A 13,455-nucleotide genomic window follows, 5' to 3' on the forward strand; every position below is an offset into this window, starting at 1 on the left:
CCCGAACAGGGGCTTGGGGGAAGACATGGCCGAACAGACGCTGCAATCGCTTTTGCAGACCTACCGTGATGCAGCGCGTACCGAGCGGGAAAAGGGAACATATTTCGAGCGTTTCGCCATCGCCTACCTCACCCATGATCCGATCCAGCTTGAACAGTATGAGCAGGTTCAGACCTTCAAGGATTGGGCCGACGCCAACGGCTGGGATGCCCGTGACACCGGAATCGACCTTGTAGCCAAGCTTCGCGACGAAGACGGCTTCGCCGCGATCCAGTGCAAATTCTATGATGCTGCCTACCGCATCAGGAAAGAGGACATCGACAGCTTCATATCGGCATCGGGCAAAGCCCCGTTCAAACGGCGCGTCATCATTGACAGCACCGAAAAGGCTTGGAGCGAGAACGCCGAAACCATGATCCGTGGGCAGGCCATCCCCGTCCTTCGGATCAACCTGTCCGAAATGCAGGAAAGTCCTATCCGTTGGGAAACCTTCGCCGCCAAGGGCGAAGTGGTGCTGGCGGACAAAAAGAAACTCCGCGAACACCAGCAGGACGCCTTGCGTGAGGTGCGCGCCGGACTGGCCGAAGCCGATCGCGGTAAGCTCATCATGGCCTGCGGAACAGGCAAGACCTTCACCAGTCTCAAGATCGCCGAAGACCTTACAGGGGAAGGAAAGCTTGTCCTGTTCCTTGTGCCGTCCCTTGCCCTGATGTCGCAGACGGTACGCGAATGGACGGCGGACACCGAAACCCCGTTGCGATCCTTTGCGGTATGTTCCGATACGCAGGTCGGCAAGCGTCGTCAGAGCAATGATGACATTGCCGAAATCGACGTGCTGGACCTTGCATTCCCTGCCACGACCAACGCCGCCAAGCTTTCCGAAAGCGCGGGCGAGGCCGTGCCGGACAAGATGACCGTGGTGTTTGCGACCTACCAATCCATTCAGGTTGTCGCGGACGCACAGCAGAAGCACGGCCTGCCGGAATTCGACCTCATCGTTTGCGACGAGGCGCACCGTACCACTGGCGCAACTCTGGCGGGCGAGGACGAATCCAATTTCGTCAAAGTCCATTCCAACGACATTATTCGCGGCAAGAAGCGTCTCTATATGACGGCCACGCCGCGCATCTTCGGCGACAACGTGAAGAGCCGTGCCGATGAAGCCGACGCTGTTCTGGCTTCGATGGATGACGAGAAGCTGTTCGGTAAAACGCTGTTTTACCGTGGCTTCTCATGGGCGGTGCAGAACAACCTTTTGACCGACTACAAGGTTGTCGTGCTGGCGATGGATGAAGGGCTTGTCAGCTCAGCGATCCAGAAGCGTCTTGGCGACGGCAGTTCCGAGCTTGTCCTTGATGACGCGACCAAGATCATCGGTTGCTACAAGGCCCTGACCAAAGCCGACATGAAGGCCGATGTCGCCGCCGATCCGCATCCCATGCGCCGGGCATTGGCGTTCTGCAAAGACATCCGCAGCTCCAAGCTGATCCGTGACGAGTTCGGCACGGTTGTCGATGAATATCTCGACTACACTGACGAAGACGACGCCGAAAACAGATTGTCCCTGCGGTGCGAGATCGAACACGTTGACGGCACGTTCAATGCCAAGTCCCGTGGCGCATTGCTCGACTGGCTGAAAGCCGATGCAGGCGACGATATCTGCCGTATCCTGACCAATGCGCGCTGCCTGTCCGAAGGCGTGGACGTTCCGGCGCTCGACGCCATCATGTTCCTTCATCCGCGCAAGAGCCAGATTGATGTTGTGCAATCGGTCGGGCGCGTGATGCGCCGCGCCGAGGGTAAGAAGATGGGCTATGTCATCCTGCCCGTTGGCGTCCCCGCAGGCGTTCCGGCGGAACAGGCATTGAACGACAACGAGAAATATCGCGTTGTCTGGCAAATCCTCAACGCCCTGCGCGCCCATGATGATCGTTTCGATGCGACCATCAACAAGGCATCGCTGGGGCAGGATGTCAGCAATGCGATCGAGATCATCGGCGTCACCCAGAATGCCGAATTGCAGGCGGTTACTGCCGTTGTGGAAGACCTGCCGACGCGCTCGAAACCCGAACGGTCGGGCATCGGCACACCGGGGCGCGATCCGATCGTCACCGGCGAGGTGCAAGGCGAGCTTGCCTTCTCCGTTGACGAATTCTCCCGCGCCATCATGGCGAAGATCGTCAAGAAGTGCGGCACCCGCGATTATTGGGAAGATTGGGCGACCAACATCGCCGAAATCGCCAAGAACCATATCAGCCGCCTGAAAGGCATCCTTGCCGATCCGGACACCGAAGCCCGCCGTGCGTTCGATGAATTCCACGGGGAGCTGAAAGACGATCTGAATGACAGCATCACCGAAGATGATGCCGTCGAAATGCTGGCACAGCACATCATCACCCGTCCGGTGTTCGAGGTGCTGTTTGAAGGCCATCAGTTCACCAGCGAGAACCCCGTCTCTCGCGCGATGCAGCGTGTGCTGGACGTTCTGGACGAAGCCAATCTCGACAAGGAATCCAAAGACCTCGAAAAATTCTATGCCAGTGTGCGATTGCGCGCATCGGGCATCACCGACCCGCAGGCCAAGCAGCGGCTTATTGTCGAGCTTTACGAGAAATTTTTTGCCAAGGCCTTCAAGCGTACAACCGACAAACTCGGCATCGTCTATACGCCGGTCGAAATCGTGGATTTCATCATCCATTCGGTGAACGAGGTATTGCAGCAGGAATTCGGGCAGACGCTTGGTTCCGAAGGCGTCCATATCATCGACCCGTTCACGGGAACCGGCACGTTTATCACGCGCTTGCTGCAATCCGGCCTGATCGCGCCGGAGGAAATGGAACACAAATTCCGGCATGAAATCCATGCCAACGAGATCGTTCTACTGGCGTACTACATTGCTGCTATAAATATCGAAGCCGTTTATCACGGCATCATGGGGGGCGATTATGTGCCGTTTGAAGGTATCTGTCTCACCGATACATTCCAGATGTACGAGAGTAATGACCTAATCTCACATTATATGCCGGATAACTCGGAGCGCCGCAGGCGACAGAAAGCGACTGACATCAAGGTCATCGTTGGTAATCCGCCATACTCGGCAGGGCAAGGTAGCGCCAATGATGATAACGCGAATGTTGAGTACCCGAATCTGGATGAGCGAATCCGTCGCACGTATGTAGCTCGCTCCGAGAATACGAATAAGCGCGCACTGTATGACAGCTATATCCGCGCATTTCGCTGGGCGTCGGATCGTCTAGGCGACGCAGGGGTCATGGCTTTTGTGACCAACGCTGGTTGGGTTGATGGCAATGCAGCGGATGGAATGCGGGCATGTTTGGCCGAGGAGTTCAGCGACCTTTATATTTTCCACCTGCGCGGCAATCAGCGAACAAGCGGAGAGCAGTCGCGGCGCGAGGGTGGAAAAATCTTTGGCTCAGGTAGTCGTGCGCCTATCGCCATTACTGTACTGGTCAAAAACCCTGATGCGGCGGAACATGGGCGCATCCATTTTCACGATATCGGCGAGTACCTCGATCAAAAGCGGAAATTAACGATTGTTCGAAGCTTCGCTAGCATAGGGGGAATTTCAAGGGCGGATGGTTGGACAATTATCCAGCCGGATGAGCACAACGATTGGCTCAGTCAAAGGGATACGCGATATCAGAATTATATTCTGACTTCGGATAAGAAAACATCCGAGCCAACCTTGTTTTCCATGCATACTCGAGGCGTGCAAACCACGCGGGATGCCTGGTGCTTCAACTATTCACGAACCGCCCTTTGGGAAAACGTCTCAAGCGCGGGGGAAGCGTATAACACTTACGCCAAGCGAAATGACCCGTCTGGGACCGACGCGAAGGAATTCAGTTGGTGCCAGAAGACGCGCAAGGCAGCAGAAGACGGAAAGCTGTACACGCCTGACACGAACAGAATTTTCCTTTCTGATTTTAGGCCCTTCGTCAAATCATGGCTCTACACAGACGGTTTCCTGAATTGGAGCGCTTATCGAACTTCTAATCTCTTCCCCGACCAAGAAGCGCCTAACCTTGCGATTGGTGTCCCCAGTCGAGGTTTTCGCGGTGATTTTTCTGTGCTTATGTCTGCCCGCATGCCCGGTCTCTACTTTGCAAGCACAGACTGTAGTGAATTCTTTCCCCTATACACGTATGAAGCGGCAACTTCGCCGGAGAGCGGCGATTTATTCGCTGGTTCCGATGCTTCTCAGCAGGTTGTCAAAAAGGACGGCATCACCGATGCTGGCCTCGCCCATTTTCAGAATGCCTATCCCAGTGAGACAATAGCCAAGGAAGATATCTTCTTTTATGTTTATGGCTTGCTGCATTCCGATGATTATCGCGCCCGTTACGCCGACAACTTATCCAAGGAATTGCCGCGTATCCCATGCGTGAAGAAGGTGGAAGATTTTTGGGCATTCAGCCGTGCCGGACGCACTCTTGGCGATCTTCATGTAGGTTACGAAAGTGTGGAGCCGTATCCGGTTACTTTCAAGCAGGGTGACTTGCGCCTTGCCAACATCCCTGATCCGGAAGCGTTCTACCGCGTTACGAAGATGAAATTCGGCGGCAGTGGGAAAGCGAAGGATAAATCCGTAGTTATCTACAATGCCAATATTACCATGCAGGACATCCCGCTTGAGGCGTATGATTATGTTGTCAACGGCAAGCCCGCCCTTGAGTGGCTGATGGAACGTCAGGTGGTTAAGGCGGACAAAGACAGCGGTATCGTCAATGACGCCAACCGTTATGCCATGGAAACCGTTGGCAATCCGGCCTATCCGCTGGAACTTTTTCAGCGCGTCATCACGGTCAGCTTGGAGACGATGAAAATCGTCCGCAGCCTCCCGGCGTTGGAGATCGAGCCATGACGGAGTTGTGCAAATATAAGCTTTTGTCGCCCGTCTCGGTAGGTGAAGGCGATGATCTTTTGGCAGATAAATCCCCTGAAGACGGGCTGCGACGGGTGCAGGCGCTACTCGCAGACTGGCTCCGAATGGAAAATGTTGTCGTTCTGACCGCAGCAGGCACATCGTTTAGCGCTGGCGGGAGATTGATGGCTGGGCCAAGGGCGAACAATCTCGAATGTTTGGTTTTGGGTGCTGTCGAGAATTGCCAACTCGCAGATGATGTGCAGGCCATCATCCGCCATCGAATAGCACAGTGGCCGCCCAAAGTAGATTCTGGACCTCTGGGCTTTGAGGATTGGCTAAGCTATCTCTTCAATGCCTCAGAGCTTTCGAAGCCCGAAAAATCTCCCATCAGTACGGTGAAATGGAAAGGAGAAGATAGCATCGGTTTGGATTGCGATGTCATTCTCGGTGATGAAGACCTAAAGTTACTGAGAAAGCTGATCGAAAGAGCAATTTATGCCGAATGCGCTCTTGAGATCGATCGCAGCGAGCTTTCTGATCCAAGCGCCCCAAATACCACAGGGCATATCCCGTTTCTGGCCAAACTCATCGCCCGTGACACCAATCTTGGCCGCACACACCTTTTCACACTCAACTACGACACCCTGTTCGAGCAGGCGATGGAAGAGCTGGGCATTCAATATTTCGATGGCTTTACCGGCAAAGCAAATTCGCGGTTTGACCCCTCCGTCTATGGGTTGGATATCTACTATCCGGGTGATGTGGCGGAAGGGCGTGTCCGTCGTTTCGATAAGTTTCTCCAATTTTATAAGCTACACGGTTCTATCCACTGGCAGCCAGACGAGCGTGGCCTTGTGCGCGCCCGCCATAGGGAAGTTGGATTTGCGAAGCAGTACCGACAAGCAGGCGCTGAACAGAAAGCTGCACTGCTTGCTTCCCCTGAATTTGAGGGAATAGATTCATTCGGAATTCTGCCAACGTCGCAAAAATTTACGAAGACGCTGGATATGCCCTACGCGCATCTGTTCCGGCTTTTCCATGCTCGCCTGAATCAGCCGCAAACCTTTCTGCTGGTATTGGGGTATGGGTTTGGTGACGATCATGTAACCCGCATCATTGAAACGGCACTTATGAATCCGTCACTGGTGTTGCTGGTCGTGGAGCCGAACCCCGATAGTGCAATCGTCGGGCGCATCCGCAGCTATCAGAGTTTGGGACAGCGTGCTTTCGTGTTGACCGAGCGCGTCGGTGAAGGTGCTGCTTGTTCCTATAATGTCGCAACCTTCTCTGATTTCGCGCAGAACATCATGCCGGATGTGAAGTGGCTCGATGACTACAAACATCTTCGCAGCTTTGAAGAGCAGCTTCGTAAAACTCAGGAAAGGCAGCCTGACGGGAAAACGGAGGCCGTTTGATGGAACAGCCGCGCGTCATCGGCCACGTCGTTTCGGTAAACGGATTTCGGCTCAAGGTTGAGTTGTCGCCGGATGCGAAATCGTCCTCTCGTGCGACGCCCGATGGCGTGCAGCGTGCGGTTGCAATCAATTCGTTTCTGACTTTTGACCTTGGGGCGGGTTCCCATGCGATCGGTATGCTCAGCGACCTCGAAGCGCGTGAGAGCTATGATCCGACACGGGATGAAGAACTGTCCCTTGAGCTGACCAAGCCGCGCCGAATTGCTTCAGTACAGCTCCTTGGCACTGTGCGCCATTTGAGAAAAAATAAATGGAAGTTCGATACCGGAATTACCGTTCTTCCGACATTGGACACGCCTGCCGAGGTTGCAAATCCAGAAATTTTGTCGGGTATTTTTGCTCATCCACCTCAGCGGAACCGTCCGCATGGTTGGACTGACAAGCCTTTTGATTTTGCTCTGGAGATCGGGCATCAAACAGGTGACGAGAATACCAAGGTCAGGGCATCTTTTAATGACCTATTTTCCCGCCCGCTCGCGGTTGTAGGAAATACCGGGTCTGGGAAATCCTACACCGTTGCCAGCCTAATCCGGGGTATCGTAGAGCATGATGGATTTGGCTCAGATGCCGAGGCGGATCCCCATATTTTCATCCTTGATATCAATGGCGAATACGCAAACGCATTTCTTGATCCCACCAAGACAACCTATCAGCGCGAACCCAACCGAGTTTACCTCAACGGAGAGGAGTTCTGTCTTCCCGCGTGGTTGATGAACGGAGAAGAACTTTGTGAATGGCTTCAAGCATCTGAAGCAACACAAGAGCCTGTTCTGAAGGATTGGTGGGCGATCGCGAAGATATCCAGCTCTGGCATCGGAGCTTACGACCCGCTTCAAATTGCTGTCTCGAAGATAGATGCTGCATTCGAGTGGATGGATAGGCAGGGAAATAAAAACAATAACGGCTTTAAAGTCCAACTCGATCAAGCTGCGGAATATGTCACGAGCATAGATTGGAGCGAAATAAAATCGCTTCCAACGTGGAGCGGTTCCGGTGATTGGGACTCGTTGACCAATGAAAAGGCCGTTCGAGACAAGCTTGTAGAAGTCCGATCCAACTTGCTTACAGCGATTTCCGATCGGCAGAATGAAGGTATCAACTTCGCAAAGTCAGCAGATTCCCCGCGCTTTGTTGAGGTTGCTGAGTTCCGTGACCCCCGCCTTGTCGATCGAACAACGGATCAGGAAAGCGGAAAAAAGATTGACCAGTATCTGACGACGTTGAAGCTGCGTCTGCGCACCCGTCTTGACGACAGGCGATGGCAGTCGCTTTTCAGCTACGAGAAGCAGGCCATTAGCAGCTTTCAGGACTGGATGGAGAGGCTAGGGGTCGGAAAGAGAACTGGCCCCCGTGTGTCGGTGCTCGACTTTTCCATGTTGGCATCCGAGGTTTTGCCATTCGCATGTGCGCTGTTGGGGCGGTTGTTGCTCGAAGCACGAGAAATGCTTCGCCCAGATACGCGAAGTCAGTATCCGTGGGTTTTGGTTCTGGAAGAGGCGCATAACTATGCCCGCCCCGCTGGCAAGGTCGAAGATCGAGGTCAGGCACTTTCGCGGCGTGCATTTGAACGAGTTGCGAAAGAGGGACGAAAATTCGGGCTATCGCTCATCGTCGCTAGTCAGAGGCCGAGCGAGATTAGCCCTACCATTATAAGCCAGTGCGCCAACTTTTTTTCCCACCGTTTACAGAACCCCGATGATATAGATCATTTCCGACGAATAATTCCAAAGCAAGCGCAGCGTATGCTGGATCAGGTAACAGTTCTCGCTGCTGGTGAAGCAATCGTTTTTGGTAGCGCATTGCATGTTCCGGTGCGCGTCCAGATCAGATTGCCGAAACGAGAGCCATGGAGTGCAACAGCAGCTCCATATATTGATTGGGCTAAGGGCGATGCGTTTCCCTTGGCTGAGGTGGTTGAGAGCTGGGGGCTAAAGACAATTTCTGAATCAGAGAAGTCAGTTTATCAAGTTCCAGATGTACCTTATACTTCAACAGAATTGGATGATGAGATTCCGTTTTGATTACGTAATTTACCTGAAAATGTTAACGCTTGGTCATTTGTATTGGAAAATTATTTATAGATAAATAGTTTGGGCGTTGCTGTGTAGGGAGGGGGTATGCAGGATGAGATCTGGTTAGGTAAAGATGGCGTGCTAGCCGTCTTGCCGATCCATTTTAACTTACCGGCGCATGCCATACCTCTCGGTACGTTTGTGCGCACCGCCGAACAAGCGGAAACCATCATTGCCTCTTTGAACAGGGAGCTTTTCGATGGAAAGCTGAAATATGAGATTCTGGTTCTTCCGCCGCAGGAAAGCTCCTTCAAAAGCAGGATCGGCGTCTATTTGCTTGGCGGCTGGATCGCTGTTTGGACATTTACGGAAAGCGATATCGGTCAGGCCTTCATCCGTGGTCTGACATTACGGGAACCGGCACATTGGGCCGAGCAGGCAGGTTCGGCGATCAGGGAGCAGATCGTTTCTGATGAGGATGACGAGGTCATCGAGGAAGCGGACAAAGCGCCAGAAGATGACGAAGCGAAATGCCTTGCCGCCGCTGAATTCCTGGTCGAAACAACAAAATCCTTCCTTCAAACAGATGTCGCCGAACTGGAATCGGTTGGCGTAACCACGACGCGCTTTCGCGATGGATTCGCCGCACGGAACGAGTTCTACGAAGCTTGCGCCGTCACACCTGATATCCGCGCAGTCGGGTTCGAGGACGAGCCTGTTTTCCCAATCGACCGAAGCGACTTCGCGCGCCTACAGGTTGTTCTCCCGCCGGTGAAGGACGAAGACGATGAGCCGTGGCAGACGGCTATCGTTGACCTCAAGGTGACGTCCCCGAATTGGGAAAGGGAAGATCGTCAGCGTGCTTGGAAGGCGAAGGACGCCAAGGGCCGCGAGCGGCTGTTCCGGATTGAAGATGAACAGTTCTGGGGGCTGGTGAAAGCCGAACAGCTCAACATCCACATCATGGACACGATCAAGGTGCAGTGGGCTTTTCAGGGAAAGGCCAATTCACCCAAGAATATCAGAGTTCTGCGCGTTCTAGAGTTCAATGGCGATGCCTTGTCTGAGCCTCTAGACGATAATGCTCTGTCAGCGGTTTTGGGTGCATTTAGCGAAATCGACACAGATCAGGGGGACCTTTTCGCAGGCAGAGGGGGTGCCGATGAGTAGTGGACATCATTCAGCAATAAAGACCATGGCCGTGCGATCCACCTCATGAGATCTCCTAGATTTGACATACGTGCGAAGAAGCTGCGAACAATATTTTCTCCACAGAACATCGAAAGGATTTGGAAAGAGAAAGTTAAAGTCTCAATGCGTGATCAGTTCATGTGCGATGGGATAGAGAATTTCGACTTTCATGTGTCACGCAAAGTAGAGAGCCAAAAACTTTCGCATTTGATATTATCGGGTGATTATGTACCGCAGAAGGCGCAACGGATCCTTGTCGAAAAAAGCAAAGGGCTTTGCAGGCAGCTCGTCATTCCGAGCATACGAGATGCCATCGTTTTGCAGTGTCTATCTGATGCTCTCTATTCTGAAATCAAAGGCAAGGCGCCTACGAGCAAGGCATTCTTTGAACCAAAGGATCACAAGTTCTCGTCACCACCGAGTGGTTACGGCACGTTCGCAGCTTGGTTAAATTTCCAGAAAGAGCTGTTCGAGTTTTCAAAGACGCGTAAGTTCGTCGTCGTAACAGACATCGCCAACTACTACGACAGTATTTCATACGTTCATCTCCGCAACGCCATTGCCTCGATCAGCGGCGTCGATGAATGTGTGATTGATATGCTGATATACGTCCTCGGTGATCTTCTTTGGCAGCCGGATTACACTCCTCGCATCGAGGTTGGGTTGCCCCAAATCAATCTTGATGCACCTCGCCTGTTAGCGCACTGCTTCCTCTACGAGCTAGATTCGTACCTTGCGAGCGATCCCGGACGAGACTTCGTGCGCTACATGGACGACATCGATATAGGTGTTGACACGATCGTTGATGCCAAACGGGCATTGAAGACCGTCGATCTGGTCCTTCAGACGAAGCAGGTTCGTTTGAACAGCGGCAAGACAGTCATTCTTACTCGGCCCGAGGCTATTCGACATTTCCGAATTTTCGAGAACGCGCGGCTAGATTCAGTTCAGGCAAGCGTCGATCACCGCGTGAGACACGGACTTCCGTTGGACCGGCAGCGAGCTCATGTTGAAGCCAGAATCAGGCAAGGACTTCGTAAAAAATCATTCGACGCAGGGAACGGCGAAAAGGTTCTGAAGCGATGGCTGGGGCTTGCGGCTAAAACCGGCGCTGTGGTGAAGCCTGAAGCTCTCGAAGATCTCGTCAAAAGAAGACCATCAGTTCGAGAGAATGTTTATTCGTTTATAAGAAGTCGCCCCCTCACTCCATCGATTGCGGGCATTCTAGCAAGAGCAAGTCAGTCAGGTCTTCTTGTTGATGATGCCGCGATGGTGGAGATGTCAAACTATCTTGTCGAAACATTTGTCAAAAATAAGCGATGTCACGCAATGCTTGAAGCTGTCATCGCGAGCAATGACCCACAAAGCTACTTTGGGCTCTATTCAAGGCTTTGGCTGCTGTCGAAATATGGGACGCCCGCGCAGATTCTCACAACTCTTCGAGATGCCCGAAACATTTGGTCACCGCATGAGCGGCTGGGTCGTCTGGCGGCTTCGTTCATGCCCTTGTTTCACGGTTCGCCTGAAGAGACGCCTCTTAAGCGTCTTCTCGGGGATACCTTAAATTCTGGTGTGCGCGACACATACAAATTCCATATGAAACTTGCGACCGATCTTCCAACATTTAAGGCAATGTTTGACGCGTTAAAGGCACCAAATCCATCCCGTGGAACCGGCATTACACACGCAAAATTTCTATGCCTCCTATCTGCACTGAAAAATCCTGCTGCACCGGTCGCTCAGATTACAACCTTAAGAGCTAATCACTTCCGAGCCTTTGAGGACGCTTACTACAAAGAGATAAGCAAGCGAGTCGGTGTCTAGACTAGCTCAAATGCAAAGAGAAAGCGGCGGCCACCTGCCGCCGTTGTCACGCTTACCTGATCTCGCCGAAGGCCGTTGGCGCAGTAAAGGCCACCGAAACCACCTGCGCCGATAGTCAGGCCTGTGCGCAAGAAACATCTATAATTTCAGAGAAGCTACTCCCTGTCAGCGAAGGCACATTTATAGGGCTATAGCGTAAACGTAGTTGTCATCTTCGCCCGGTGCGGCGCGCCATTTCCAAACATATCTGGGAACACCGTCGACTGCGAGCGATAGCCTGGCGGCGGTCCGTTCCAGAGACGCTTCATCAGCAATACACGAACAACACCGTCATCGACTTCGACGCGGTCGATAGCGGCGTATCGCCGGGGTGATGTTTTCGCGCTTGGCTCGACCGAAGCTTTCGATCACGTCGGGTGAAAGCCCGGAGGCGGAGCAGTCTCAAGTCCAATGCAGCTCGCCGACGATGCACATGCTGCTCCTTTTGAGCGAGACATCACTTCCGGCATCATGCTCCAGAGCTGCCCCCCTCATGGTACTTGAGGCCGAGCGATCGGGGATCGTTCGGCCACCCTCATTCTGAGAGACGCCCACCCGACATGGCCGAGCGCCAGACCCCGCCCGTTACGACGTCGAGGCCAGGTTTTGCTCTTGGCGCTACAGCGCTTTGACCGTCGCTTTCACGGCTCGCTGCGTTGCATCGACAACCTGGTCGGCCTCCTGCCGCGTCAGGCAAAGCGGCGGGGCAAAGCCGAGGATGTCGCCCTGCGGCATGGCGCGGGCGATGACGCCCTGTTCCAGCAGGGCAGCGGCGATGCGCGGGCCGACCTTCTGCGAAGCGTCGAAGAAGACGCGGTCATCCCGGTCGCGGACGAACTCGACAGCCGCCAGCAGGCCTTCGCCGCGGACCTCGCCGACATAGGCGTTGCGGCCGACCGCGTCCTTCAGCGCTGCGTTGAAATAGGCGCCGACCTCGCCGGCATTGCGCACGAGGTCGAGCTCGTCGACCAGTTCGAGATTGGCAACACCGGCTGCCGCACAAAGCGGATGCGAGGAATAGGTCCAGCCATGGCCGATCGGGCCGAATTCGTCCGAGCCCTGCTCGAGCACACGCCAGAGTTTCTCCGAGACGATGACGCCGGAGAGCGGCGCATAGGCCGAGGTCAGCCCCTTGGCGATGGTGATGAGATCGGGCTCGATGCCATAGTGATCGGAGCCGAACATGCTGCCGAGGCGCCCGAAGCCGGTGACGACCTCGTCCGCGATTAGCAGGATGTCGTATTTCTTCAACACGGCCTGGATCTTCGCCCAATAGCCCGCCGGCGGCGGCACGATGCCGCCGGTGCCGAGCACCGGCTCGCCGATGAAGGCGGCGATCGTCTCCGGCCCCTCGGCCTGGATCAGCTCTTCCAGCCTGTCGGCGCAATGCTGCGAGAACTGCTCCTCGCTCATGCTGCGATCCTCGCGGCGGAAATAGTACGGCGCCTCGGTGTGCAGGACCGGCGCCTTGGGCAGGTCGAAGAGGTTGTGGAAGGCGGCAAGGCCTGTGAGGCTGCCGGTCATCACGCCCGAGCCGTGATAGCCGCGCCAGCGCGAGATGATCTTCTTCTTCTCCGGCCGCTTCAGGACGTTGTTGTAGTACCAGACCAGCTTGAGATTGGTCTCGTTGGCGTCCGAGCCCGAGAGCCCAAAGAACACCCGGCTCATGCCCTTGGGCGCGCGTTCGACCACCATCTTGGCGAGCCTGATCGATGGCTCCGAGCCATGGCCGACATAGGCGTGGTAATAGGGCAGCTTCGCCGCCTGCTCGGCGATCGCATCGGTGATGGACTTCCGGCCATAGCCGACATTGACGCAGTAGAGCCCGGCGAACGCATCGAGGCTCCGCTTGCCCTCGCGATCGACGATGTAGACGCCCTCGCCACCGGCGATGATGCGGTTCGGCGTCTCGCCGCGGGCATGCTGGCCCATATGCGTCGAGGGATGGAAGAAGTGGTCGCGGTCCCAGGCGTCCAATTCGTTGTCGGTGCGGGCGGGTTGGTCGAGCATTGCAATCATCCTTCGC

Annotated in this window: 6 protein-coding genes; 5 read left to right on the forward strand and 1 reads right to left on the reverse strand. The window is 54.5% G+C overall.

What is annotated here, in order from left to right; translation table 11 throughout:
* The first annotated feature begins 25 nt into the window (after positions 1–25).
* The 5 genes from ACWIEX_RS23155 to ACWIEX_RS23175 all read left to right on the forward strand — a co-directional run bounded on the left by ACWIEX_RS23155 (position 26) and on the right by ACWIEX_RS23175 (position 11,390).
* On the forward strand, positions 26–4,885 hold the full coding sequence (locus ACWIEX_RS23155) for a DEAD/DEAH box helicase (RefSeq protein ID WP_374480933.1): 4,860 nt from the start codon (positions 26–28) through the stop codon (positions 4,883–4,885).
* Positions 4,882–6,303 (forward strand): SIR2 family protein, encoded by a 1,422-nt coding sequence (locus tag ACWIEX_RS23160; protein WP_374480935.1) that lies wholly within the window; start codon positions 4,882–4,884, stop codon positions 6,301–6,303. Before ACWIEX_RS23155 ends, ACWIEX_RS23160 begins: the two co-directional genes overlap by 4 nt.
* Positions 6,303–8,384: an ATP-binding protein gene (locus ACWIEX_RS23165; RefSeq protein WP_374480937.1), complete on the forward strand. Its 2,082-nt coding sequence runs from the start codon at positions 6,303–6,305 to the stop codon at positions 8,382–8,384. Before ACWIEX_RS23160 ends, ACWIEX_RS23165 begins: the two co-directional genes overlap by 1 nt.
* Before the next feature lie 96 nt (positions 8,385–8,480).
* Positions 8,481–9,545: a hypothetical protein gene (locus ACWIEX_RS23170; RefSeq protein WP_374480939.1), complete on the forward strand. Its 1,065-nt coding sequence runs from the start codon at positions 8,481–8,483 to the stop codon at positions 9,543–9,545.
* Between the two features lie 144 nt (positions 9,546–9,689).
* On the forward strand, positions 9,690–11,390 hold the full coding sequence (locus ACWIEX_RS23175; protein WP_374480941.1) for an RNA-directed DNA polymerase: 1,701 nt from the start codon (positions 9,690–9,692) through the stop codon (positions 11,388–11,390).
* Between the two features lie 657 nt (positions 11,391–12,047).
* Here the strand turns inward: ACWIEX_RS23175 and ACWIEX_RS23180 are convergent.
* The gene (locus ACWIEX_RS23180) at positions 12,048–13,439 is read right to left on the reverse strand and encodes an aspartate aminotransferase family protein (RefSeq protein ID WP_454035281.1); all 1,392 of its coding nucleotides are present in this window, start codon (positions 13,437–13,439) and stop codon (positions 12,048–12,050) included.
* Positions 13,440–13,455 lie beyond the last annotated feature (16 nt).

This window comes from Allobosea sp. NPDC055353, assembly GCF_053644975.1.

Coding starts and splice junctions, on each gene's coding strand:
- ACWIEX_RS23175 (WP_374480941.1), top strand. CDS start 9,690: ATGCGTGATCAGTTCATGTGCGATGGGATAGAGAATTTCGACTTTCAT.
- ACWIEX_RS23165 (WP_374480937.1), top strand. CDS start 6,303: ATGGAACAGCCGCGCGTCATCGGCCACGTCGTTTCGGTAAACGGATTT.
- ACWIEX_RS23180 (WP_454035281.1), bottom strand. CDS start 13,439: ATGCTCGACCAACCCGCCCGCACCGACAACGAATTGGACGCCTGGGAC.
- ACWIEX_RS23160 (WP_374480935.1), top strand. CDS start 4,882: ATGACGGAGTTGTGCAAATATAAGCTTTTGTCGCCCGTCTCGGTAGGT.
- ACWIEX_RS23155 (WP_374480933.1), top strand. CDS start 26: ATGGCCGAACAGACGCTGCAATCGCTTTTGCAGACCTACCGTGATGCA.
- ACWIEX_RS23170 (WP_374480939.1), top strand. CDS start 8,481: ATGCAGGATGAGATCTGGTTAGGTAAAGATGGCGTGCTAGCCGTCTTG.